The sequence below is a fragment of the Pseudarthrobacter phenanthrenivorans Sphe3 genome (assembly GCF_000189535.1).
Lineage (GTDB): Bacteria > Actinomycetota > Actinomycetes > Actinomycetales > Micrococcaceae > Arthrobacter > Arthrobacter phenanthrenivorans.
Map to the genome: position 1 here is coordinate 900,604 of NC_015145.1, position 23,786 is coordinate 924,389.

At 65.2% G+C, this 23,786-nt stretch carries 23 protein-coding genes and 1 pseudogene; 17 read left to right on the top strand and 7 right to left on the bottom strand.

Annotated elements, in window-relative coordinates; translation table 11 throughout:
• The first annotated feature begins 17 nt into the window (after positions 1-17).
• The 12 genes from ASPHE3_RS04250 (at position 18) to ASPHE3_RS04305 (ending at position 12,795) form a co-directional block, all read left to right on the top strand.
• Complete coding sequence (locus ASPHE3_RS04250) at positions 18-1,532, top strand: CoA-acylating methylmalonate-semialdehyde dehydrogenase (RefSeq protein ID WP_013599997.1); 1,515 nt, start codon at positions 18-20, stop codon at positions 1,530-1,532.
• A gap of 15 nt (positions 1,533-1,547) precedes the next feature.
• A complete protein-coding gene (locus ASPHE3_RS04255) occupies positions 1,548-2,459 on the top strand; it encodes a sugar phosphate isomerase/epimerase family protein (RefSeq protein WP_013599998.1) in 912 nt (303 codons plus the stop codon).
• 29 nt (positions 2,460-2,488) lie between these two features.
• Positions 2,489-3,502, top strand: coding sequence for a Gfo/Idh/MocA family protein (locus ASPHE3_RS04260; RefSeq protein ID WP_013599999.1), 1,014 nt, complete (start codon positions 2,489-2,491; stop codon positions 3,500-3,502).
• A 41-nt stretch (positions 3,503-3,543) separates the two neighbouring features.
• The gene (locus ASPHE3_RS04265; protein ID WP_013600000.1) at positions 3,544-4,419 is read left to right on the top strand and encodes a sugar phosphate isomerase/epimerase family protein; all 876 of its coding nucleotides are present in this window, start codon (positions 3,544-3,546) and stop codon (positions 4,417-4,419) included.
• Positions 4,416-5,876 (top strand): sugar porter family MFS transporter, encoded by a 1,461-nt coding sequence (locus ASPHE3_RS04270; protein ID WP_041651972.1) that lies wholly within the window; start codon positions 4,416-4,418, stop codon positions 5,874-5,876. The genes ASPHE3_RS04265 and ASPHE3_RS04270 overlap by 4 nt, the downstream gene beginning before the upstream one ends.
• 242 nt (positions 5,877-6,118) lie before the next feature.
• A complete protein-coding gene (locus tag ASPHE3_RS04275; RefSeq protein WP_013600001.1) occupies positions 6,119-7,117 on the top strand; it encodes a substrate-binding domain-containing protein in 999 nt (332 codons plus the stop codon).
• A 64-nt stretch (positions 7,118-7,181) separates the two neighbouring features.
• Complete coding sequence (locus ASPHE3_RS04280; RefSeq protein ID WP_013600002.1) at positions 7,182-8,240, top strand: ABC transporter permease; 1,059 nt, start codon at positions 7,182-7,184, stop codon at positions 8,238-8,240.
• Positions 8,241-8,245: 5 nt separating this feature from the next.
• Positions 8,246-9,148 carry an ATP-binding cassette domain-containing protein gene (locus ASPHE3_RS04285; protein WP_013600003.1) on the top strand — a complete coding sequence of 301 codons (903 nt, stop codon included), beginning with the start codon at positions 8,246-8,248 and terminating at the stop codon, positions 9,146-9,148.
• Between the two features lie 69 nt (positions 9,149-9,217).
• A complete protein-coding gene (locus ASPHE3_RS04290; RefSeq protein WP_049786035.1) occupies positions 9,218-9,775 on the top strand; it encodes a Gfo/Idh/MocA family oxidoreductase in 558 nt (185 codons plus the stop codon).
• Positions 9,776-9,881: 106 nt separating this feature from the next.
• Positions 9,882-10,970: a Gfo/Idh/MocA family oxidoreductase gene (locus ASPHE3_RS04295; protein ID WP_013600004.1), complete on the top strand. Its 1,089-nt coding sequence runs from the start codon at positions 9,882-9,884 to the stop codon at positions 10,968-10,970.
• Positions 10,970-11,755 carry a TIM barrel protein gene (locus ASPHE3_RS04300; RefSeq protein WP_013600005.1) on the top strand — a complete coding sequence of 262 codons (786 nt, stop codon included), beginning with the start codon at positions 10,970-10,972 and terminating at the stop codon, positions 11,753-11,755. Before ASPHE3_RS04295 ends, ASPHE3_RS04300 begins: the two co-directional genes overlap by 1 nt.
• Entirely contained in the window at positions 11,752-12,795 is a 1,044-nt protein-coding gene (locus ASPHE3_RS04305) for a Gfo/Idh/MocA family oxidoreductase (RefSeq protein ID WP_013600006.1), read from the top strand. Before ASPHE3_RS04300 ends, ASPHE3_RS04305 begins: the two co-directional genes overlap by 4 nt.
• Before the next feature lie 9 nt (positions 12,796-12,804).
• On the opposite strand, the gene ASPHE3_RS04310 is transcribed toward ASPHE3_RS04305, so the two are convergent.
• Positions 12,805-13,254: a MarR family winged helix-turn-helix transcriptional regulator gene (locus ASPHE3_RS04310; RefSeq protein ID WP_013600007.1), complete on the bottom strand. Its 450-nt coding sequence runs from the start codon at positions 13,252-13,254 to the stop codon at positions 12,805-12,807.
• A 139-nt stretch (positions 13,255-13,393) separates the two neighbouring features.
• Between ASPHE3_RS04310 and ASPHE3_RS04315 the strand changes: the two genes are divergently transcribed.
• The gene (locus tag ASPHE3_RS04315; protein ID WP_013600008.1) at positions 13,394-14,605 is read left to right on the top strand and encodes an MFS transporter; all 1,212 of its coding nucleotides are present in this window, start codon (positions 13,394-13,396) and stop codon (positions 14,603-14,605) included.
• Between the two features lie 69 nt (positions 14,606-14,674).
• On the opposite strand, the gene iolB is transcribed toward ASPHE3_RS04315, so the two are convergent.
• Together iolB and ASPHE3_RS04325 are read right to left on the bottom strand one after the other, a co-directional pair.
• Complete coding sequence (gene iolB, locus ASPHE3_RS04320; RefSeq protein ID WP_013600009.1) at positions 14,675-15,568, bottom strand: 5-deoxy-glucuronate isomerase; 894 nt, start codon at positions 15,566-15,568, stop codon at positions 14,675-14,677.
• A 17-nt stretch (positions 15,569-15,585) separates the two neighbouring features.
• Positions 15,586-16,326 carry a GntR family transcriptional regulator gene (locus tag ASPHE3_RS04325; RefSeq protein WP_013600010.1) on the bottom strand — a complete coding sequence of 247 codons (741 nt, stop codon included), beginning with the start codon at positions 16,324-16,326 and terminating at the stop codon, positions 15,586-15,588.
• A gap of 344 nt (positions 16,327-16,670) precedes the next feature.
• Here ASPHE3_RS04325 and ASPHE3_RS04330 point away from each other — a divergent pair, with 344 nt between their 5' ends.
• The gene (locus tag ASPHE3_RS04330) at positions 16,671-17,828 is read left to right on the top strand and encodes an LOG family protein (protein ID WP_013600012.1); all 1,158 of its coding nucleotides are present in this window, start codon (positions 16,671-16,673) and stop codon (positions 17,826-17,828) included.
• Positions 17,829-17,868: 40 nt separating this feature from the next.
• Here the strand turns inward: ASPHE3_RS04330 and ASPHE3_RS04335 are convergent, their stop codons facing one another.
• Together ASPHE3_RS04335 and ASPHE3_RS04340 are read right to left on the bottom strand one after the other, a co-directional pair.
• The gene (locus ASPHE3_RS04335; protein ID WP_013600013.1) at positions 17,869-18,849 is read right to left on the bottom strand and encodes a matrixin family metalloprotease; all 981 of its coding nucleotides are present in this window, start codon (positions 18,847-18,849) and stop codon (positions 17,869-17,871) included.
• Between the two features lie 31 nt (positions 18,850-18,880).
• A pseudogene (locus ASPHE3_RS04340) lies at positions 18,881-20,066 on the bottom strand (VIT1/CCC1 transporter family protein).
• Between the two features lie 253 nt (positions 20,067-20,319).
• Between ASPHE3_RS04340 and ASPHE3_RS04345 the strand changes: the two are divergent.
• A complete protein-coding gene (locus ASPHE3_RS04345) occupies positions 20,320-20,547 on the top strand; it encodes a hypothetical protein (RefSeq protein ID WP_013600014.1) in 228 nt (75 codons plus the stop codon).
• Between the two features lie 88 nt (positions 20,548-20,635).
• On the opposite strand, the gene ASPHE3_RS04350 is transcribed toward ASPHE3_RS04345, so the two are convergent.
• On the bottom strand, positions 20,636-22,153 hold the full coding sequence (locus tag ASPHE3_RS04350; protein ID WP_013600015.1) for a sodium:solute symporter family protein: 1,518 nt from the start codon (positions 22,151-22,153) through the stop codon (positions 20,636-20,638).
• Between the two features lie 268 nt (positions 22,154-22,421).
• Here ASPHE3_RS04350 and ASPHE3_RS04355 point away from each other — a divergent pair, with 268 nt between their 5' ends.
• A complete protein-coding gene (locus tag ASPHE3_RS04355; RefSeq protein ID WP_013600016.1) occupies positions 22,422-22,997 on the top strand; it encodes a helix-turn-helix domain-containing protein in 576 nt (191 codons plus the stop codon).
• Between the two features lie 134 nt (positions 22,998-23,131).
• On the opposite strand, the gene ASPHE3_RS22570 is transcribed toward ASPHE3_RS04355, so the two are convergent.
• On the bottom strand, positions 23,132-23,323 hold the full coding sequence (locus ASPHE3_RS22570; protein ID WP_049786036.1) for a DUF559 domain-containing protein: 192 nt from the start codon (positions 23,321-23,323) through the stop codon (positions 23,132-23,134).
• A 53-nt stretch (positions 23,324-23,376) separates the two neighbouring features.
• Between ASPHE3_RS22570 and ASPHE3_RS22575 the strand changes: the two genes are divergently transcribed.
• Positions 23,377-23,715 (top strand): hypothetical protein, encoded by a 339-nt coding sequence (locus ASPHE3_RS22575; protein WP_049786037.1) that lies wholly within the window; start codon positions 23,377-23,379, stop codon positions 23,713-23,715.
• Positions 23,716-23,786: the final 71 nt, after the last annotated feature.

A 23,786-nucleotide genomic window follows, 5' to 3' on the forward strand; every position in this document is an offset into this window, starting at 1 on the left:
ACTCAAGGAAGAGTCCCATGACTGCCACCACCACTGAGACCACCGTCATCAACCACTTCATCAACGGCGCCGAGACCGTCGGCGAGGGTGACCGGACCACATCCGTGTACAACCCGGCCACCGGCGCCGTGTCCGCCACCCTGCGCCTGGCAAACCGCGCCGACCTGGACACCGCCGTCGCTGCTGCCCGCAAGGCCGCCGACACCTGGGGCGACATTTCGCTGGCCAAGCGCACCGCCGTGCTGTTCAAGTTCCGCGAACTCGTCGCCGCGCACGTGGACGACCTCGCCGCGCTGGTGACCGCGGAGCACGGCAAGGTCCTCTCCGACGCCAAGGGCGAAATCGGCCGCGGCCTGGAGGTCATCGAATACGCCTGCGGCATCCCCACCCTGCTCAAGGGCGACTACTCCGACCAGGTGTCCACCGGCATCGACGTCTTCAACTTCCGCGAACCCCTCGGCGTGGTCGCAGGCATCACCCCGTTCAACTTCCCGGTGATGGTGCCGCTGTGGATGGCCCCGATGGCGATCGCCACCGGCAACGCCTTCATCCTCAAGCCCTCTGAGCGGGACCCTTCCGCCTCGCTGCTCCTGGCCAAGCTCTGGAAGGAAGCCGGGCTGCCTGACGGCGTATTCCAGGTCCTGCACGGCGACAAGGAAACCGTTGACGGGCTGCTGACCCACCCGGACGTGGACGGCATCTCCTTTGTTGGCTCCACCCCGATCGCGCAGTACGTCCACGAGACCGCCACCAAGCACGGCAAACGGGTCCAGGCCTTGGGCGGGGCGAAGAACCACGCCATCGTCATGCCTGACGCCGACCTGGACAACGCCGCCGACCACCTCGCCGCCGCCGCGTTCGGTTCCGCCGGTGAACGCTGCATGGCCATCTCGGTCGCTGTCGCCGTCGGGGATGCTGCTGACCTGATCGTCAAGAAGGTCGAAGAGCGCGCCCTTGCCGTAAAGGTCAAGAACGGTACCGAAGCCGACGCCGAAATGGGCCCGGTCATCACCCCTGCTTCCAAGGAACGCATCGTCCGGATCGTCACCGAAGCCGAACAGGCCGGCGCTGCCATGGTGGTGGACGGCCGCGATCTGGTAGTCACCGGCCACGAAGACGGCTTCTGGGTGGGCCCCACCGTGATCGACCACGTCAAGACCGAAATGACCGCCTACACCGAGGAGATCTTCGGACCGGTCCTGGTGGTGGTCCGCGTGGACACCCTTGAGGACGGCATCGCGCTGATCAACGCCAACCCGTACGGCAACGGCACCGCCATCTTCACCTCCTCCGGTGCCGCCGCCCGGAAGTTCCAGCGCTCCGTCACCGTGGGCATGATCGGCATCAACGTGCCGCTGCCCGTGCCGGTGGCCTACCACTCCTTCGGCGGCTGGAAGGCCTCGCTCTTCGGCGACAAGCACATCTACGGCCCCGAGGGCGTCTCCTTCTACACCCGCGGCAAGGTGGTCACCTCACGCTGGCCCGAAACCCACCACGCCTCCGGCGCCTCCTACAACTTTCCGTCCAACTAGAAAGACAACGCTGTCATGACTGAGAACAAGCTGATCATCGGCACGGCACCGGACTCCTGGGGCGTCTGGTTCGCGGACGATCCGAAACAGACCCCATGGGAACGCTTCCTGGACGAGGTAGCAGAATCCGGCTACAAGTGGATCGAGCTGGGCCCCTACGGCTACCTTCCCACCGACCCCACCCGGCTGGCCGAGGAGCTCAAGGCCCGCGACCTGAAGGTCACCGCCGGCACAGTGTTCACCGCTTTCCACCGGGGCCTGGACCAGTGGGAGACCGCCTGGGAACCGGCCCGCAAGGTAGCCGAGCTGACAGCAGCCATGGGCGGCGAGCACATTGTGGTTATCCCGGCCATGTGGCGCGACGATGTCACCGGCGAGGCTGTCGAAAGCGGCACGCTGACAGACAAGGCCTGGGGTGACCTCTTCGACGGCCACAACCGCCTGGGCAAGACCCTGCTGGAGGACTTCGGCCTGAAGCAGCAGTTCCACTCGCACGCCGACTCGCACGTGGGTGCCCAGGAGGACATTGAAACCCTGCTGGCTGCCACCGACCCGCAGTACCTGAACCTGTGCCTGGACACCGGCCACGCCGAATACTGCGGTGCTTCCAGCCTGGAACTGATCAAGAACTACCCGGACCGCATCGGCTACCTGCACCTGAAGCAGATCAATCCGGAGATCCTCAAGAAGGTCAACGAGGAGAACATGACGTGGGCCGCCGCCAACCTGGCCGGTGTCATGACCGAACCGCCCAATGGCCTGCCGGACCTCCGCGCGGTCATCGAAGCCGTCGAAGGACTGAACCGTCCCATCTTTGGCATTGTGGAGCAGGACATGTATCCGGTCGCGTTCGATGTGCCGATGCCGATTGCCAAGCGCACCCGCAAGTACCTGCTGTCCTGCGGCTCCCGTACCGCCGTCAACTGATTACCTCCAAGACACTTAAGGAAAAGACAATGACTGAAACATTGCGCGTAGCTGTCATCGGTGCCGGCCGCATGGGTGCGGACCACATCCAGCGCCTCAACAAGCGCATCCACGGAGCCGAAGTTGCCGCCGTCGTGGACGTTGACCTGGCCCGCGCCCAGGCTGCCATCGAAGGCATCCCTGGCGCCGTGGCACTTGCTGACGCCGAGGAAGCCCTCAACAATGGCGATGTCAACGCGGTCCTGATCGCCACCCCCGGTTTCCTGCACGAGGACATCCTGTTTAAGGCCCTCGCCAAGGACATCCCCATCCTCTGCGAAAAGCCGCTGACCCCCGACGCCGAATCCTCCTGGAAGGTCGTCGAGGCTGAGGTGGCGCTGGGCCACCAGCGCATCCAGGTGGGCTTCATGCGGCGGTTCGACGCCGAGTACGCGGCCCTGGGCGGAATCATCCGGACCGGCGAACTGGGCGAACTGCTCATGCTGCACCACCAGCACCGGAACCCCACCACCCCGGATGGCTTTACCAACGAGATGCTGATCAACGACTCCGTGGTGCACGAGTTCGACGCCATCAGGTACTTCACCGGTGAGGAAATCACCAGCGTCCAGGTCCGCCTGGGCAAGACCACCCGTAATGCCCCGGCAGGCCAGCACGACCCCCAGCACGTACTGATTGAGACTGAGTCCGGCGTCCTGGCCGACGTCGAAATCTTCGTCAACGCCAAGTTCGGCTACGAAGTGGCCACCCAGGCTTCCTTCGAGGAAGGCGTCGTCAACATTGGCGGCGACAAGGGACCCTACACCCGCAGCGCCGGCCACTGGGGCGGCAACGTCACGCCCGGCTTCGAGGAGCGCTTCGGCGCGGCGTACGACGTCGAAATCCAGTCATGGGTGGACGCGGCACTTAAGGGCGAAATTGGAGGCCCCACCGCCTGGGACGGTTACGCCACCGCAGCATGCTGCGAAGCAGGCGTCGAAGCGCAGAAGAACGGCGAAAAGGTCGCCGTGAAGCTCGCCGCAAAGCCCGACCTGTACAAGTAACCTCCCGGCCTGCCGTTCTGATCCACGATGGAGTGTTTCTCGTGAAAATCGCCCTTGACCCCACCCCGTTCCACCATTCGCACAGCCTGCTTGAGTTCCCGAAGGTGGCTGCGGACCTCGGTTACAAGTACATGCAGATGACGCCGCACGCGGATTTCATTCCCTTCTTCAACCATCCCAAAGCGGATGACGAACTTGTGCGCCAGCTGAACAAGGCCTGCAAGGATGCGGGGATCGAAATTGCCTCCGTACTGCCGGTGCTTCGCTGGTCCGGGCCGGACGAGGACGCCAGGGAAGCGGCTGTCCGCTACTGGAAGCGTGCCATCCAGATCACCGTGGACCTTGGCGTCAGTACGATGAACACCGAGTTCAGCGGTCGTCCGGAGAAGGCGGAGGAGTCCGAAAGGGCCTTCTACCGCTCCATGGAGGAACTGCTGCCCATCATCGAACGGGAGGGCATCGACCTGCTGATCGACCCGCACCCGGACGACTTCGTGGAAGAAGGCCTCGCCGCCCTCCGCGTGATCCGCGGCGTCAACTCGAAGAACGTTGGCATGGTCTACGTGGCCTCGCACAGCTTCCACATGAAGAATCCGCCGCTGGACATTATGCGGGCCGCAGGGGACAAGCTGCGGTTGGTGCACGTTGCGGACACCATGGACCACCACGCCTCCCACGGCCTGCGCTACATCACCAACCCGCCGGGCAACCCGGTCCGCGTCCACCAGCACCTGAAAATTGGGGACGGCGACGTGAACTGGGATGAGTTCTTTGGCGGACTGAAGGAGATCGGCTTCCTGGACCGGGACGATACCGTGATGGTGTCCAGCGTCTTCGCGGAAGACGAGAATGCCGACGAGGTTTCCCGCTACCAGCTGGAGACCATGAAGCAGTACGTCCAGAAAGTGAATGGATGAGTTCCCCTGTTCCAGCAGATACCCAGTCCAAGCAGCCGACGAACCACAAGCGTGCACTCCGCACTGTCACCATCATCTCCACCTTCGGAGGCCTGCTCTTCGGATACGACACCGGCGTTATCAACGGCGCCCTCCCGTATATGGAGGAGGACCTGGGGCTGACTCCCCTGACGGAGGGGCTGGTAACGTCCTCCCTGCTGTTCGGTGCTGCGTTTGGCGCCCTGTTCGGCGGCCGGCTCGCGGACCGGAATGGGCGCAGGAGGATGATCATGGTCCTCGCGGTCATCTTCCTGCTGGGTACCCTGGCCTGCACTTTCGCGCCGAACACGGAGGTGATGATCGCAGCCCGGTTCGTGCTGGGTCTCGCCGTCGGCGGCGCGTCGGTTACCGTGCCCGTGTACCTGGCGGAAGTGTCTCCGAGCGCCCGCCGCGGACGGATCGTGACCCAGAACGAGCTGATGATCGTCACCGGCCAGCTGCTGGCGTTCATCTTCAATGCCTACCTCGGCAACACCTTCGGCGAGGCCGGCGGCATCTGGCGCTGGATGCTCGTCATTGCGACGCTCCCTGCCATCGCCTTGTGGATCGGGATGAACTTCATGCCGGAAAGTCCGCGCTGGCTGGCTTCCATGGGCAGCTTCGGCGAAACGCTCAGCGTGCTGCAGCGCATCCGTTCGCAGGCTGAAGCGCGCGCGGAGTTCGAAGAGGTCAAGGCCATGGCCGTAGAGGACTACAAGTCCAAGATGGGCTCCTGGAGGGACCTGGGAATTCCATGGCTGCGCAGGATTTTCATGGTGGGGATCGGCCTGGCGGTGATCCAGCAGATCACCGGCGTGAACTCCATCATGTACTACGGAACCCAGATCCTGGCAGAGTCCGGGTTCGGGCGGGAAGCTGCGCTGACAGCCAACATCGCCAACGGCGTCATCTCTGTGCTGGCCACGTTTGTCGGCATCTGGCTCCTGGGCAAGGTGGGCCGCCGCCGGATGTTGATTACGGGCCAGGTAGGGACGACGACGGCGCTGCTGCTGATCGGGCTCTTCTCGCTGATCCTGCCGGAGGGCGCTGCGCGGGGTTTCGTCATCCTGTCGCTGACTGTGACATTCCTGGCCTTCCAGCAGGGCGCCATTTCACCCGTGACCTGGCTGATGCTGTCCGAGATTTTTCCGCTGAAGATGCGCGGGCTCGGCATGGGTGCGTCCGCGTTCGTGCTCTGGATCGTGAACTTCCTGGTGGGCTTCGGCTTCCCGCAACTCCTGGCAGGCATTGGGCTTTCCAACACTTTCTTCGTATTTGCCGTGCTGGGCGTTGGGGCTATTGCCTTTGCCGCCAGGTACGTTCCCGAGACCAAGGACAAGAGCCTTGAGGACCTGGAGCACTACTTCAAGAATGTGGCTGGGGAACGGCCCGAAGCCGTGGCGGAGCGCGACGGCGAGGCCGTGCCGCAGACACGCTGAGTACCCAGATGATGCCCCCTTGAGACGACCTCAAGGGGGCATTTTCCTTTGTCCGATGGAGTTCCGGGGACTGCGTTGGACGGCCCAATCATCAGGGAAAGGCAAGTTTGTTTACGTAAGAACATGCTAATGTCAGGACAAAGTATTGACTTTTGTGAACCGGGTCACCATGATCTAGGTGAAGGCATTTTCAGAGCACGCGATGAAGCGTGTTGTCAGCCCGAAATCGAAGGAGATTTATCGTGAAGAAGTTTTCCTGGCGGAAGGCGGCGCTGGTAGCCGCGGTCGTCCCCATGATGGCACTTAGCGCCTGCTCCAGCACCGGCGGCAGGACCGAACAGGGCGGCACCTCCGGCGGCGGCCAGGTCGCCACTACCGAGCGGATGAAGATCGCTCTCGTCACCCACGCCGCTCCGGGCGACACGTTCTGGGACATCCTGCGCAAGGGCGCCGAGGAAGCCTCGGCGAAGGACAACGTGGAGCTGCTCTACACCTCGGACCCTGAGGGCGGGCGCCAGGCGCAGCTGATCCAACAGGCCATCGACCAGAAAGTTGACGGCATTGCCGTGACCCTGGCCAAGCCGGATGCGCTCAAGGACGCGTTGAAGAAGGCAACGGACGCCGGCATCCCGGTGGTAAGCCTCAACTCCGGAGCCGACGTCTGGCAGGGCCTTGGCGCCTTCACCCACTTCGGTTCGGATGAAAACCTTGCAGGTGCCGCCGTAGGTGAGAAGCTTCTGTCCATGGGCGTCAAGCGTCCCATCTGCGTCATTATGGAGCAGGGAAATGTTGCCCTCGATGCCCGCTGCGCCGGAGTAAAATCCAAGATTCCGGCCACCGAGAACCTGTTCGTCCAGGGCACGGACATGACGCAGGTTTCCTCCACTGTCACCGCGAAGCTCCAGGCCACGCCTGAAGCGGATGCCATCATCGGGCTTGGAGCCCCCTTCACGCTGACGATTCACAAGGCCGTGGAGTCCCTGAACCTGAAGGACAAGGTCAAGATTGCTTCCTTCGACATGAACGGTGATCTTGCCCAAGCGATCATCGATGGCAAGGTTGCCTTCACAGTTGACCAGCAGCCGTGGCTCCAGGGCTACGGCGCCATTGACGCACTCTGGCAGGCCAAGCGCGCAGGCATCCACGTTGGCGGCGGCCAGCCCGTGCTAACCGGCCCCTCAATCGTCGACCAGGCAGCAGCCCCCGACGTCCTCAAGTTTGCCAAGGAGGGTGTCCGCTAGGACACCCGCCCCGCCGGATCCGCGGCGACAAGCCGCGGATCCGGCGCTAGGTAGGAGAAACATCATGACCATCACCCAAAGTGTGACCAAGTCCCCGGCGGTCCGCGACGAACGCGTCAGCAAGCGGAACCCCTTCCAGAAACTACTTGCGCGTCCCGAAGTAGGCGCGCTCGTCGGCGCAATCGTCCTCTTCGTCTTCTTCGCTTCCGTCTCGCAGACATTCATCCAGCCGAACGCCTTCGCCACCGTCCTCTACGGCAGCTCAACCATCGGCATCATGGCCGTAGGAGTGTCGCTGCTGATGATAGGCGGAGAGTTCGACCTTTCCACCGGTGTGGCCGTGATCAGCTCAGCACTGACAGCCTCGATGTTCAGCTGGTACTTCAGCATGAATGTGTGGGTGGGCGTGGTCCTGGCCCTCGTAGTGTCCTTGGCCATTGGCTTCATCAACGGCTGGATCCTGATGAAGACCAAGCTGCCGAGCTTCATCGTCACCCTTGCCACCTTCCTGATGCTCACCGGCCTCAACCTGGGCCTGACCCGGATGATCGGCGGTGGCGTGTCCTCCCCATCGATCTCCGACATGGACGGCTACCAGGCGGCTCGAGCCATCTTTGCCTCCTCGGTGAAAATCGGCGGCGTGGACGTCAACAACACGGTCTTCATCTGGATCGCGCTGGTGGCCGTGGCGTCCTGGGTTCTGCTGCGCACCAAGGTGGGCAACTGGATCTTCGCCGTTGGCGGCGACGCGAACGCCGCACGCGCCGTGGGCGTGCCCGTCAAAGCCACCAAAATCGGCCTCTTCATGGCCGTCGGATTCTGCGGCTGGATCCTCGGCATGCACAACCTGTTCGCGTTCGACGCCGTGCAGTCCGGTGAAGGCGTGGGCAACGAATTCCTCTACATCATCGCTGCCGTCATCGGTGGCTGCCTCCTGACCGGCGGCTACGGCTCAGCCGTCGGCGGCGCCATCGGTGCCTTCATCTTCGGCATGGCCAACAAGGGCATCGTGTACGCCCAGTGGAACCCGGACTGGTTCAAGTTCTTCCTGGGCCTGATGCTTCTCCTCGCCACCATCGTGAACCTGTACGTCAAGCGCCGTGCAGACGCAAGTAAGGGCTGATAACCATGAACGCCAAGCAGATAGACCAGCAGCAGCTCCTCAGGGACGAAAAGGATCCGCTGACCCACACGCCCGTGCACCTGCTGTCCCTGGAGAGCGTGGGCAAGCACTACGGCAGCATCGTTGCCCTTACGGATGTCACGATGGCCGTTGACAACGGCCGCGTTACGTGCGTCCTCGGCGACAACGGGGCAGGCAAGTCCACCTTGATCAAGATCATCGCCGGGCTTCACCAGCATGACGAGGGCGTCCTGAAAGTCATGGGGGAGGAGCGCAAGTTCAGCTCGCCCAGGGATGCCCTGGATGTTGGCATCGCCACGGTCTACCAGGACCTGGCCGTAGTGCCGCTGATGCCCATCTGGCGCAACTTCTTCCTGGGCTCGGAGCTGACCACCGGCTTCGGGCCGTTCAGGAAGCTGGACGTCCAGAAGATGAAGGACGTCACCAAGAAGGAACTTGCGGACATGGGCATCGACCTGCGTGACGTTGAGCAGCCCATCGGCCAGCTCTCCGGCGGTGAGCGGCAGTGCGTCGCGATCGCCCGCGCAGTCTACTTCGGTGCCAAGGTCCTCATTCTGGACGAGCCGACGGCGGCCCTCGGCGTGAAGCAGTCGGGCGTAGTCCTGCGCTACATCCTGCAGGCCCGCGACCGCGGACTCGGCGTTATCTTCATTACCCACAACCCCCACCATGCCTTCCCAGTCGGTGACCGCTTCCTGCTGCTGAAGCGCGGCAGGTCCATCGGCTACTACGACAAGAAGGACATCACCCTTGATGAGCTGACGGCCCAGATGGCCGGCGGCGCCGAGCTCGCCGAGCTCGCCCACGAGCTCGAACAGATCGGCGGGCACGGCGACGTCGTCAAGGAAGTACAGGCCGAGGTTGCTGACGTCGGCGACGCTCGCTGACAGCGGCTGGACAGCAGCCGCAGGCAGCCCGGGCCCGCTTCACTGGTGAGCAGGGGTCCGTATCGTTTCTTGCGGACCCCCGCTGCCGGGCAGTGGAAAGACCAAAACCAGACCGGTCCCGGCACCACAGCCGAATCCGCCATCACCAATTCCGCCATCCACGAACTGGACATCGTCCCCTGGCTGCTGCACTCGCCCATCGCCGAGGTCTCGTGGCAGGCGGGCCGGAGTTCCCGCTTCGCCGGCGGCGGCCTCCAGGATCCGGCGTTCATGCTGTTCCGCCTGGCAGACGGAACCCTGGCCACCCTGGAGTTGTTCCTCAATGCACAATACGGCTACACCACCGCGTGTGAGGTTGTGTCGGAGCGGGGCACCACCGCCCCGCCGGAACCGGCGGTCCCGGCCGTGCAGGAGGAAGGCCAGCGGCGCTCACGGATTCCCGCTGACTGGCGTCCCCGCTTCGCCGACGCCTACTGGCTCCAGCTGCAGGCCTGGATCTCCGCGCTCGAACTCGGTGAACCGGCCCCGCTTGCCACGGGAGAGGACGGCCTGCGGGCGTCCCAGGTTGCCCAGGCAATGATCCGGTCGCTGCACAGCGACGGCGCCTACACGAAGGTCATCTACTGAAGCCGCCTGCACACCTGCCCGCCGCTCGCCTGCCGACTCCGATCTCCCGGTGAAAGCAATACGCTCGCCTGACCCATTCCTGTAAGTACATCGAGAGGACTAGCCATTGGCTTACATCACGCAGAACGCTGCGGCACAGCCCGCACCGGTACGGATTGGACTCATCGGCTCGGGCTGGATGGGTGCCTTCCACGCCGAAAGCATCGCCCGCCGCGTCCCCGGCGCCGACCTTGCCGCCATTGCGGACCCGAACGTAGAGTCCGCGCAGAACCTTGCCCAGGATCTGGGTACCGCGAAGGTGACAGCGAGTGCCGAAGACATCTTCGCCGATCCGGAGATTGACGCCGTGGTCATCGCCAGCCCGGCACGGTTCCACTCAACACTGATTGCCCAAGCGGCGGCAGCCGGAAAGCACGTCTTCTGCGAGAAACCGGCCGGCCAGTCCCTGGCCGAACTGGACGCCGCGCTCGCCGCCGTGGACGAGGCGGGCGTCCTGTTCCAGATCGGATTCAACCGCCGTTACGCCGATGACTTCCAGGCAGCGAAGAAGGACCTCGCCGCCGGAACCGCAGGAACCCCGCAACTCCTGCGCTCGCTGACCCGCGACCCCGGGACCGGAAGCATCCCCAACGCCGCCAGGGTCCCGGCGTGGACCATCTTCCTGGAGACCCTCATCCACGATTTCGACACCCTCAACTGGTTCAACGAGGGTGCCGAACCCGTGGAGGTGTACGCCGTGGCGGACGCGCTTGTGGAGCCGTCCCTGCGCGACCAGGGTTTCCTGGACACGGCGGTGGTGACCATCCGGTACAGCAACGGTGCCGTGGCCGTGGCCGAAGCCAACTTCAGTGCGCTGTACGGTTATGACGTCCGTGGCGAAGTTTTCGGCTCCAAAGGCATGGTGCAGGCCGGCCGGTCCACCGAAACGGCGGCCCGGCGCTACACCGCAGAAGGACTTTCGGCGGATACACCGCGCCTCAACGTGGAGCTGTTCCGCCAGGCCTACACGGACGAACTCGCCGACTTCGCCGCGGCCGTGCGGGCAAAGCGCGACGGCGTGCCCTCGCCGTCGTCCGACGTGAGCCTTGCCCCCGGTGCCGCCGACGCCCGCCGCGCCCTGGCCATGGCGCTGGCCTGCATCGAATCGGTCAAACGGGGCGCCCCTGTCGCCGTCAGCGAGAAGGCCACGCTCTGATGCGGCTGGCCGTCTGCGCCGAAATGGTCTTCCTGGACCTTCCGTTCGTGGAACGGGTACGGCGGATCCACGAGGCGGGATTCGACGTTGAAATGTGGGATTCCCGGAACAAAGACATCCAGGCGCTTAAGGCTACCGGCGCCGTCTTTTCCTCCATGACCGGCTACACGTCCGGCAGCCTGGTGGACCCGGAGACGGCCCACGACGTGGTGCGGACAGCTGAAGCTCTGATCCCCACTGCCCACGAACTCGGCGTCAGCCGCATGGTGGTGCACCCGGCGGAACTTGTGGACGGCCGGGCCGCCCGCCCGGTCTACCGATCCTCCGGCCGCATGTGGGCCACGGGCGCCCGGACGTTGGAAAAGCTCGGGAAGCTGGGCGAAAAGCATGGCCTGACGTTCTGCCTGGAAAACCTGAACACCATCCTGGACCACCCCGGTATTCCGCTGGCACGCGCCAAGGACACCCTGGCACTGGTGGAGGCCGCGGGGCACCCGAACGCCAAACTGATGCTGGATCTTTACCACGCGCAGCTGGGGGAGGGGAACCTCATCGAACTTGTGAGGTCGGCGATGCCGTACATCGGTGAAATCCAGGTGGCGGACGTTCCGGGACGCTGCGAGCCGGGCACCGGGGAAATCAACTACGCGGCTGTGGCCCGGGCCCTCGCCGAAGCTGGCTATAAGGGCACAGTCGGCATGGAGGCGTGGGCGAAGGATGACAGCAACGCAGCCCTCGACGCCTTCCGGACCGCTTTTACCGTCTATGCAGAGGAAAAATCATGAAGAATGCAACGCTTGGTTTGGTCGGCGTAGGCCGGATCGGCGTCATGCACGCCCAGAACATCGTCGCCCTCAACGAGGTGTTGAATCCGAAGGGAATTAACGTGACCCTCCGGCTCACGGACGTGGCCGAAGAGCATGCCCGGAGCGTGGCCGCGGGCCTCGGCGCCGAGTACCTTTCTTCTGTGGATGCACTGCTCGCCTCCGGCATCGACGGCCTGGTGGTGGCCACGGGCACGGCGACCCATCCCGAACTGATCAAGGCGGGAGTGGACGCCGGCATCCCGGTCTTCTGCGAAAAGCCGGTGGCCATGAACGTTGCGGACGCCCTGCCCGTCCTGGACTACATCCGGGACAGCAACGGTGTGGTCCAGATCGGCCATCAGCGGCGTTTCGATGCCGGCTACCGTGAGGCACGGCGGGCATACCAGGCCGGCGAGCTGGGATGGATCCACTCCCTGCGCGCGGTCACCTGCGACATGGCTCCGCCGCCCGTGGAGTTCCTGGCAACCTCCGGTGGACTCTTCCGGGACTGTTCAGTCCACGACTTCGATATCCTGCGCTGGCTGACAGGCCGCGAGATCGTCGAGGTCTACGCCAAAGGCTCCAACAACGGTGACCCGGCAATCGGCGAAGCAGGGGACGTGGACACCGCATTGGCCCTGGTGACGTTCGACGACGGGACAGTAGGCACGGTTTCGGCCACGCGGTACAACGGAGCAGGCCATGACGTGCGCCTGGAGATCCAGGGATCCAATCGGTCACTAATGGTGGGGCTGGACGAAAAGACAGCCATGGCCTCGGCCGAACCCGGCGTCGCTTTCCCTTCGGGTGAGCCGCACAGGACCTTCGCCGAGCGCTTCGACCAGGCCTACCGTTCCGAAATGGCCGCCTTCGTTGAGCTTGTCCTGGGCGAGCGGGACAACCCGTGCACGCCCGAGGACGCCGTGGCCGCCTCCCGGGTGGCAGACGCCGCGCAGGAATCCCTGGCCAGCGGCCTCCCGGTACGCGTGGCAGGAGCCGTAGCCAGCCAAGTGTCCTGATAAGCCGGGTCAGGACACTGCGTGCAGCTTGGGGAGCGCGTCCACCAGCGGGGCCAGCTCGGGGATGTCTTGTGCCGCAAGCAGCGCACGTTCAAGGGTGGCGTCGTGCACTGGCCTCGCTTCCTCAAGGAGGCTGAGGCCGGCGGAGGTCAGCTCCGTATAGATTCCCCGGCGGTCGTCGGCGCACAGGATGCGCGTCAGCAGGCCCCTGTCCTCCAGCCGGTTGACCAGCCGGGTAGTGGCGCTGGGGCTCAGAGCAGAAGCGCGGGCCAGTTGCTGCATCCGCATGTGCCAGCCGTCCTGCCTGCTCAGGGCTTCCAGGACGGTGTATTCCACCACCGATAGCTTGTACTGGGACTGGAGCGAGCGCTCCAACTCCGTCTCGATGAGGCCGTGGAGGGCGGCAAGGGTGCGCCAGCCTTGCGCCCGGACCTCGACGGCGTCGTCCTTAATGCCCATGGTAGTACTCCTCACCTAGATAGTTGCTTGCGCGGGATAATTGCGTATGCAACAATAAATCCCGCGCCTGCAAGTAGTTTACGCGCAATCCTGCGCACACCAACATGCGCGTCCCCACACAACGCAGAGGAGTACCGGCATGCCTGTCGGATTGATAGCACTGGCCCTTGGGGGCTTTGGAATTGGACTTACCGAGTTTGTGATCATGGGCCTGCTGCCCGAGGTGGCAGCGGACTTCGGTGTTTCCGAAGCGGAAGCGGGTTGGCTGATTTCCGGCTATGCGCTGGCGGTGGTTGTGGGCGCACTGGGCCTCACCGCGGCCGTCACCCGCTTCCAGCGGAAGCCGGTGCTGGCGGCGCTGCTGGTCCTGTTCATCGCGGGTAACCTGCTCTCGGCCACCGCAGCCGACTACTGGCCAATGATGGCAGGCCGGGTTGTCGCGGCGCTGGCCCACGGCGCCTTCTTCGGCATCGGCTCGGTGGTGGCGGCAGGCATGGTTGCCCCTGCGAAGAAGGCGGGTGCCATCGCGCTGATGTTTACCGGCCTGACGGCGGCCAACGTTTTGGGCGTGCCGTTCGGCACCCTCCTGGGCCAGGCTGCGGGCTGGCGCGCCACCTTCTGGGCTATCACCGCCATCGGTGTCCTGGCGCTCGCGGGGATCCTGGCGCTCGTCCCCAAGGCGGCCGGAGCCCGGGGCGAAAGCGGAGGGCTGCGCGGCGAACTGCGGGCCTTTCGCTCCGGCCAGGTATGGCTCTCGATTGTGGTCACGATCCTCGGTTTCGGGGGCATGTTCGGCGCCTTCACCTACATCGCCTACACCCTCACCGAGGTATCCGGCTTCGCTGCCGGCATGGTGCCTTGGCTCCTGATCCTGTTCGGACTGGGGCTCTTCGCGGGCAACACTCTCGGCGGAAAAGCGGCTGACCGGAACCTGGACCGGACCCTGCTGGTGGTCCTCGCGGCCCTTACCGCCATCCTCGTCGTCTTTGCCCTCACGGCCACCAGCCAACTGCTTACCGTGGCCTCGCTGGTCCTTGTGGGCGGCTTTGGCTTCGCCACCGTCCCCGGACTGCAGATGCGGGTGATGAACTACGCCAGCAGCGCCCCCACCCTGGCCTCTGGCGCAAATATCGGGGCCTTCAATGTGGGCAACGCACTGGGCGCGTGGCTGGGCGGCGTCACCATTACTGCAGGGCTTGGCTACACCTCGCCCATCTGGGCAGGAGCGGGCATCACACTGCTGGGCCTGGTGGTCATGGCTTTCGCAGCCGCCGCCGCCAAACGGAGTGCCAGCGGGGCAGAGGTCGCGGCGGAAGCGCCGAAGGAGCCTGCAGCGCCCCTTCACGTTTGAGCTTTTGTCCAGCTATGCAGGGCTGGAGCGCATGGTCACCCGGTGCCCCTCCCGGCGCGGCGGAAGGACCTAGGAACCGAACGGAAGCCGCGGGTCAATGTCCTGGCCGTCCCAGGTCTGCCTGATCCAGCCGTGGTGCGGGTCGTCGCTGATCAGCCACTCGCGCACCGGGCCGGGTCCGGCCATGACGTTCAGGTAGTACAGGTCGTATCCCGGGGCCGCCATGGCAGGGCCATGCCAGCCGTAGGGAACCAGGACAACGTCACCGGTGCGGACTTCGGCGGACACGTCGATGGGGCGCTCATCCGAGGCATACACGCGCTGGTAGCCGATGGCATCGGCGTCGGACGGAGCTGCCGACCCCGGCGCCACCCGGGTCTCGAAGTAGTAGATCTCCTCGAGGTGCGTCTCGCCTTCCTTTTCCTCGTCGTGCTTGTGCGGCGGGTAGGAGGACCAGTTGCCGGCGGGAGTCAGGACCTCGCACACGATAAACCGGTCTGCCTCGAGGGCCGCCGGCGTGCCGAAGTTGTGGACCTGCCGTGAGCAGTTGCCGGCGCCGCGCAGCTCCACCGGGGTCTCGGCGGCGGCCACCAGGCGGGTGGGGTACGAGGCCCTGGCCGGGGCCGTGGCAACCGCCACGCGGCCGCCGTCGGCCGAGCTGATGGTCACCGCGCGCCCGGTGCCGGAATAGAGGACGTCGGTGGGGCCGCTGAAGACGGAGGCGCGCCCCGCCAGCTGGTATTCCCCGCCGTCCACTGTGACGGTGAAGGATCCGTTGAGCGGCACCACGATGCGTTCCTCATCCGCGGCGGGAAGGACGACGTCGGACCCTGCCGCCAGGGTGGCCACCTTCAGGCCGGTGTGTGCCCACCCGTCCACGGCGAGGGAGGAATCGGACGTTCCGATCGAGACATCCCACTTGCCGTCGGCGGCGGTACCCAGGGGGTAAACCCAGTTGGTCATGCAGTTGGCTCCTTGAATCAGCGCTGTACGAGTGTCATTTCAAAGCTGTAGGAATCGGCCCGATACACGTGGTGCCCGGTTTCCACGCGGCGGCCGGTGTCATCGGTGGCCGTGCGCTCCATGGTGACCAGTGCTGATCCGGGAGCGGTCTCCAGGAGGGTGGCTTGGTAGTCATTGGCCACCACAGCGCCTATCCGTTGGTTGGCGAGCCGGAAGTTGACGCCACCGCGGCGCAGGATGGAATAGAGTCCTTCAGCCGACAGCATGGCCTCATCCATCTCGGCGATGTCATCCCGGACCCAGTTCTCCATCAGGGCCAGCGGTTTTCCGCCGACTTTGCGGAGGCGGGTGAAGTGGTACACCTTGGATCCGGCAGGCAGTTGCAGGGTGGCCAGCGTAGGTTCGTCCGCCTCGACATGGGAGAAGCTCAGGACTTCTGTCGTGGGTTTCTTGCCGTTGTTGGTGAGGTCGTCGTAGAGGCTGGAAAGCTCCAGCGGGCGGCGAACCTGGCTCGACACCACCTGGGTGCCCACTCCGCGCTTGCGCACCAGCAGGCCTGACCGGACCAGTTCGTCCATGGCCTTGCGCATGGTGGGGCGGGAAAGGTTGAGCTGGGCTGCCAGGTCGATTTCGTTGTCCAGCCGGCTGCCTGGCTCCAGGACCCCGCTGTAGATGGCTGCCTCTATGCCTTGTACCACTTGGTGGTACAAGGGAACTGGGGAGGAGCGGTCGATGCTGAGACCCAGGTTGTTCGCCATGGTGCTTTCCTTTCTGCGGCCCAGCCCGATCAGGACTCAAACGCAGGGCGGCCACTTTGCCGCTATATGTTCGCTTGATAGGACATACTTTCCCTTAGATCGTAGCAGGCCCCGGAAGCCCGTCAAGCGGAAAGGTGACGGCCAAGGAAGAACCTGGCCACGCCCGGCGCGGCATCATCCTCGCCGCCATCTCCTTCCTGTTCGCGACCGTCGTCGAGGCGCCCGCGTCCACCGGAACTTCGGCCTGATTCGTCAGCCTCCCACATCAACGCGGGGTCAGGCCCAGCCCGTTCCGGACCTGCGGAGGAGCTGTATCTGGCCCGGCGTTGCTTTAGGTTTAGACCGTGAACCTTTCCGGAAACCTGGGTCCCAGCCCGCACAACCTCGAGGTCCAGGACCTTGAAAGCTTCGACCGCCTGGTGGCAGCAGGTGCCCTCGACATGCACGGCTGGCACGCGCAGTCCCTGGACCTGCGCGGGAGGTCCGACGAACTGGCGGACATGCACGTGGAAGGTGCCATCTTCCTCGGCTGCACGTTCGACGACGGCATGGAGGACCGCCTGCGACGGCGGGGCGCGCTGATTTTCCCCCGGCTGGAGACAGTCCCGTTCAACCCCTACCGCGCTACCCTCTACTCGCCCCAGGAGCTGTACGCCGGGCTGGCGGACTCACCTTATGAGCAGTTGCCGGATGCGCTGATCTACCAGTGGAGCATCCAGCATGGCCAGCGGCACCGGATCGACGCCACCCTGGCCTCCGCCCTGCATGACCATGCGATCGGCGATGCGCTCGAGGAACTGACGCGGACAGGGCCGTGGAAAGGCCGGGCCATGGTGGGTGTCATGGGCGGCCATGCCGCGCAGCGCGGGACCAGCGGTTTCGCCGAAGCCGCCATGCTGGGCCGGCTCCTTGCCAAGGAAGGCCATGTGGTGGCCACCGGCGGGGGACCGGGGGCAATGGAGGCCGCCAATCTCGGCGCCTACCTCAGCGGCGCGTCCGACGGCGACGTCCACGCCGCGCTGGGCATGCTCGCCTCCGTCCCCGGGTTCCGTCCCTCGGTGTCCGCGTGGGCACGCGCGGCGGCTGCCGTCGTCGAACGCTTTCCGGACGGAACGCCGTCGCTGGGAATCCCCACCTGGTTCTATGGGCACGAGCCGCCCAACTACTTCGCCACGCACATTGCCAAGTACTTTGCCAACGCCATCCGCGAGGCCATCCTGCTGGAACTGTGCAATGGGGGGATCGTTTTCCTGCCCGGTGCTGCCGGCACAGTGCAGGAAATTTTCCAGGACGCCTGCGAAAACTACTACGGGGCGCGGGAAAAGATCACGCCGATGGTGCTGGTGGGCAGGCACCACTGGGAGCACCAGTACCCCGCGTGGCCCATGCTCCAAAGCCTTGCGGCCGGACGCGCCATGGAAGACCGGATCTTCCTGGTAGACACGGTGCAGGAGGCTGTGGAGATCCTGCGGAAACAGCTTGGGTCCGGGCAAGCCCGTTAGGGCCGCCAGATCCGGAGTTTGGGGCTGTCACAGTGCGCGGTCACAGGTCCTTGCGGCACTGGGCCTTGCCCAGCTCAAACAACCCGTTCAGGTCCCCGGCGGACAGTCCCGCCGGCGTCCCGATCTCCGGATACATCAGCTGCGTGGGGTCCTCCACATGGTCCAGGCCCATCACGTGGCTGAGCTCGTGCAGGATCACGGCGCTGGCATACAGGTGGCCGTCCGGGTTCAGGAGCTCGTCGGCGATCTGCGGGGCGTCCAGGTCCAGCCCCCCGGTCACGAACGTCTTGGGACCGCCGTCGTAACTGAAATGCGTGCTGCCGCCGGTGCCGATCACCTTCCCCTTCAGCTGCGGCGCTGTTTCCGGGGTGGTCCACGCGATCAGCAGCGGCGCCCAGCGCTCGCCGTAGGCGTCCGGCTGATACGGGGGCCGCTGCGGGGAGGGCTGCTCTAAGGTGGTGCCGTCGTAGACGAACTGGATCCCGGTAGCCGCCGAGATGCTGGTGATCGCATCGGTGACCAGCTGTTGGGAACCGGCGGGTGCCAGCGCGTCATTCACCACGTAATGCAGCGGCCTGCAGGGGGAGTACCCCACTGGCGTCCCGTCCCCGTTGACCGCAAGGAACTGGTACGCGTCACTCCCCACGGCCGGCGGGCTGGCCGCGGCCAGCGGAACCTTCGATTCCTCGAAGCCCGGGGGCGGCGCCTCCATCCGCGTTTCGGACTGCGGCGTCTGGCCGGCCTGGCCCGCAGGCTGGTCAGCCTGGCCGCCGTTCTGGCCGCCAGGAGGAACCTTCCCGGGGCCGATCCGTACCTCCAGCAGTTCCCTGAAGCGTGGACCGTCGAGGACCACTGCTGCTCCCACGACGCCGACCGTGGTGAGGGCGGCGATCAGGAAGAGCCTGGAAACCTCGCGGGCACCCCGGCGGACCCTGGCTGCGGCATGCCGCGATCCCCCTTGCCGCTGTTCCCCGTGCCGCTGTTCCCCGTGCCGCTGTTCCCCCGGCAGCAGCGGCTCCACTAGCGCGCGCCGATCAGGAGACCGCCCACCGTCAACCCACCACGGTGCCGAAGACCAGCCCCAGCAGGTAAGTGACGGCGGCGGCGCCCAGCCCGATGGCAAGCTGGCGCAGGCCGCGCGTCAGGGGTGAGGTTCCGGACAGCAGGCCCACCGTGGCGCCGGTGACCAGCAGGGCCAGGCCCACCAGCACGCCTGCCACCACCAGCGCGGCAACGCCGGTCAGGCCAAAGACGAACGGCAGGATGGGCACGATGGCGCCGGACGCGAAAAAGCAGAAGCTGGACAGGGCCGCGCCCCACGCAGTGCCCACTGCCTCGTGCTGGTCCTCCACGTCGGGCAGTTCCGGCTGCAGCGACAGGCTTGGATCGCAGTCGCAGGAGAACAGACCCATCCGTTCGGCAACCCGATGCTCGGCGGCCTCCTGGGTCATGCCGCGGGCCAGGTACACCAGCAACAGTTCGTTGTGCTCGAGGTCAAGCTTGGGGGCCGCCATCAGGGTGACCTGGGTGGGCCGGGTTGCCGCCAGCAGTTCACGCTGGGAACGGACCGAAATGAACTCGCCGGCGCCCATGGACATGGCCCCCGCCAGGAGCCCCGCGATGCCGCTCAGGAGCACCACACTGCTGGCCACACCGGAGGCGGCCATGCCCATCACCAGGGACAGGTTTGCTCACCAGGCCGTCGTTGGCGCCAAAGACGGCGGCGCGGAAGGTGCCGGCCAGCCGGTTCCGTCCGCGGGTTGCCAGTCCGCGGACCACTTCCTCGTGGATCTGCTCATCGGCGGCCATCGCGTCCGTCGCGTTGGGATCCTTGGCGTAGGGGGACCGGCCTTCGGCGCGCTGGGCCAGCGCCAGCACGAACACCGAGCCGAAGTGGCGGGCCAGGAAGCCCAGCAGCCGGCTGCGGACCGAGGCGCGCCGCGGTTTGCCCGCGCGTTCCCCCAGCAGTGCGAGCCAGTGCGCCTCGTGTCGGCCCTCGGCCTCGGCCAGGGCAAGGAGGATGTCGCGTTCTTCGCCCTGCCGGTTCTGCGCCAGGTCCCGGTAGACGGCGGCTTCTGCCCGCTCATCCGCCAGGTATTGGCGCCAGCGCTTGATGTCCGACGGCGAGGGCTGGGGCTGCTGCCCTGGCTGGGATGGCTGCGCTGCAGTGGAGGGAGGTGTCCCCTCGGACGCGGTGGGGCGGTTGGCCTGCTGGTTGGGTTCGGCCTGTTGGGACACGGGTACTCCTGGGCTGGATGGGGCATGGTTCGGCCCCATTGCAGTGCCAGCTTACTGCGGAATTCCGCGGATTTTTGGCAGGTATTCCTCTTCCGGAAGTTTCGGTCCGCCGTAATTCGGCACCTTTTCAAGGGCCCTTTGCTCCAAGCACAATGCTATTGACCCGCATGCCGGGCGGTGCTGTGATGAAAGTGTGGCGCAGCCAGCGCCCTCACTGAAAGAGCACGTCAGGCGAACAAACGGAGGTTCAATCATGAGCACCACCGGACAGCACCCGGACATGCCGCACCTGGAGGCCGTCGAGGCGGATCCCGCCTACGATTACGCCGAGGATGCACCGGTAGTTGAGGACGACTGGGACACGGAGGACGAATTCCTGGACGAGGAGGAACCGGTGGTCCAGGCGCCTCCGATCGTCATCGACGCCGAGGACCGCCCCGTCCCGCTGGACGACCCGGACGAGGTCCGCGAGGCCGAGTAGGACTGACGACGGCGGCACCTCCCCTTTCATGCCAAGCAAAGGGAGGTGCCGCCGTCGTACGTCCTGCCGGTGATGGATCTCGCCGGACTCAGCGCGCTGCGGCGGGAACCGGAGCCTCTTCGTTGCCCTGCCCGGCCACCCGGCGCTGCCAGTTGCGCATGACCTGCGGATCGGTGGGCTTGGTCAGCAGGGACACTGCGATGTAGACCACTGCCGAGGCCAGCAGGCCGTAGTAGATGGGCTCGTTGGCGTAAATGCCGTCCAGCGGCGCCTTGGCGTTGACTTCCAGGATGATCATGGTGCCAAGGGTCACCACGGATCCCACAGCCATGGACACGGCGGCTGCCAGGCCGGTGCCGCGCTTCCACACCAGGCCGCCGAGGATTGCCACCAGCAGGCCGCCCACCAGGATGTCGTAGGCGATGGTCAGGGCTGCCACCACGTCCTTGGTGATGATGGCGATGAGGATGGCCACGATGCCCAGGGCGAGGACCCAGATGCGGTTGGCCTTGACGTCGTGCTCAGGGTTGTCCGTGTCCCCGGTGTTGATGTCCTTGCCGAACCAGCTGGCCACGAACGGCAGGACATCTGCCCGGGCCACGGTGGCGGCAGCAATCAGGGCGCCGGAAGCGGTGGACATCATGGCGGCCACCGCTGCCGCGAGGACCAGTCCGCCGATGCCCACGGGCAGCAGGGTCTGGGCAACCTCGGCGTAGACGTCGTCCTTGACCGCGATCTCGATGTCGGCGAGGGCCACGCTCGCGGCCATGCCGATCAATGCGCCGGCAACGCCATAGAGGATGCAGTAAATGCCTGCGGTGGCGCCGCCCCAGCGGGCCACGGTGGGGGTCTTGGCCGTAAAGACGCGCTGCCAGATGTCCTGGCCGATCAGCAGGCCAAGGGTATAGACGACGAAGTACGTGATGATGGTCTGCACACCGATGCCGTCAATCTGGAAGAAGCTTTCGTCCACGCGGCTGCGGATGCCTTCAAAACCACCCGCTGCGTTGAGGGTAAAGGGCAGCATCAGGAAGAAGATGCCCACGGTCTTGATGATGAACTGCACCTGGTCAGCCAGGGTGATGGACCACATGCCGCCCACCGTGGAGTACACCAGCACGATTGCCCCGCCGACTGCGATGGCCATGGCCCTGTCCAAGTCGAAGAGCACAACGAAGATGGTGGCGTAGGCGCCGGTGGAGGTGGCACACAGCATCAGCGTGTAGGCGAGCATGACGATGCCCGAGGCTTCAGTAGCCCTGCTGCCGTAGCGCAGGGTGAGCATCTGCGAGACCGTGTAGATCTTCAGTTTCTGGATGGTGCCGGCGAACAGCAGGCTCAGCAGCAGGACGCCCGCGCCGATGGCGACCACGAGCCACATGCCGGAGATGCCGAACTTGTAGCCGAGGCCCACGCCGCCCACGGTGGAGGCGCCGCCCAGGACTACGGCCGCCATGGTGCCTGTGTAGAGGAAGGGGCCAAGGCGGCGGCCGGCCACCAGGAAATCGCTGTTGTTCTTGGTGCGGGACTTGCCCCACCAGCCGAAAGCCAGCATTGCCAGCAGGTACACCACCACGATGGCGATATTGATGACGCTTGCGTCCATGTTGGGCTCCTTGGAGCATGTTGGCAGCCTGGCTGTGCCGGGGCAAAGGGAGGCCCGGTCAACTGCTGCGGAGAAAGGGGAGTGAGAGGGGATTCTCGAATATTGCCCTATAGGCAACAGGTGTTGTCCAAAGAGTAGGCTGTGATGGTGGTAACAGTCAAGGGAGCTTTGGACTCCGGGGCGCGCCTGCAATGACACGTCACAGAAGCCCTTGGCTATTAGGATTGCTCCAGAATGGGCCGGGCTGCCGGCAATGAAAGGTTCCTAGATGAAGGCACTGCCAGTTGAGCCGAGCAATGTTCCGGTCGCCATCGGTTCCAGGATCCGGGCCGCCCGCCAGTCCCAGCGGCTCACCATCGAGCAGGTCGCCGATGCCACCGGGCTGACCAAGGGATTCCTCAGCCGGGTGGAGCGCGACCTTACCTCCCCGTCCGTGGCCTCCCTGGTCACCCTGTGCCAGGTCCTCTCGATCTCCATCGGGGACCTGTTTGCCGCACCGGAAACGCACCTGACCAAGCGCAACGACGGGCCGCGGATCTCCCTGGGCGGCCATGGCATTGTGGAGCGACTCCTGACGGCCCGTTCCGAGCGGCGGGTCCAGATCATCCAGGCGATGATCGAACCGCACGGCCGCGGCGAGTCCGAACTCTACGCCGTGGACTGCGACGTCGACGTCCTCCACGTGATCAAGGGGGACATCCGGCTGATCCTGACTAATGAGGAATACGACCTCAGCACGGGGGACACCGTAACCTTCCCGGGCCGCGAGCCGCACACCTGGATCAACCCAACGGACAGGCCGGTCGAGGTGCTCTGGGTCCTGGTTCCCGCCGCGAGCCGGTAACTGCCTTTCTGTCCGCCGCGTGCGTTCCGTCCCAGTTACTTACGCCAGTACGTTGTGCAGCCGTAGGTAACTGTGGGAACTCGTCCCGCCCAAGGGTTGTTGTCCGGCGGTAACTGGGCTGGAACGCACACCACTCAATAAGCCGTACTGTGGCGGGCCGCCAGTACCGCCCTGACTTCCGCCAGAACCTGATCCGGGCTGAACCATACGTGCTCGGGCATGTAGCGCAGGACCGCATACCCGTTGACGGCCGAGGCGTTGTTGCGGTTCCGGTCGCGGAGCATGTCCTCACGTTTGGAGTGGAACGCGAAGCCGTCGATCTCCACGATGAGGAAACCATCCAGCAGGAAGTCAACCCGGCCGATCCCGGCAGGAAGACTTGTGCCTCGTAGCTGATCCCGTTGCTCCGGAACAGGTGCTGAGCATCGACCTCAACAATGGATTCGGCCCGCACGTCCAGTTCCCGAAGTGCCCGGAGTGCCGTGCCGGAGCGGTCTGCCCGCAGTTCGCGGGCCAGCAGTTCCGGGGATACGCCGTGCAGGCGGACTGCCGACGTCGCTATCGCGGTGGATGCTGGCGGCGGGAGGCACCCCAAAGCATGCAGGGCGACGTCTTCCACTGCAGCTATTGGCAGGGAGGGATGACCCTCGAACCTGACTGTGCGGTGGCGGACAAAGCCGCTGCCGTGGCCGTGATTGCAGGCCAGGTGGAGCCGTGAAGGTGTCTGTCTCAGCCAGAGCCCGTAATGGGCGGCGGCGCTGGCGCAACTGAGCCGGCCGTTGTGCCGGA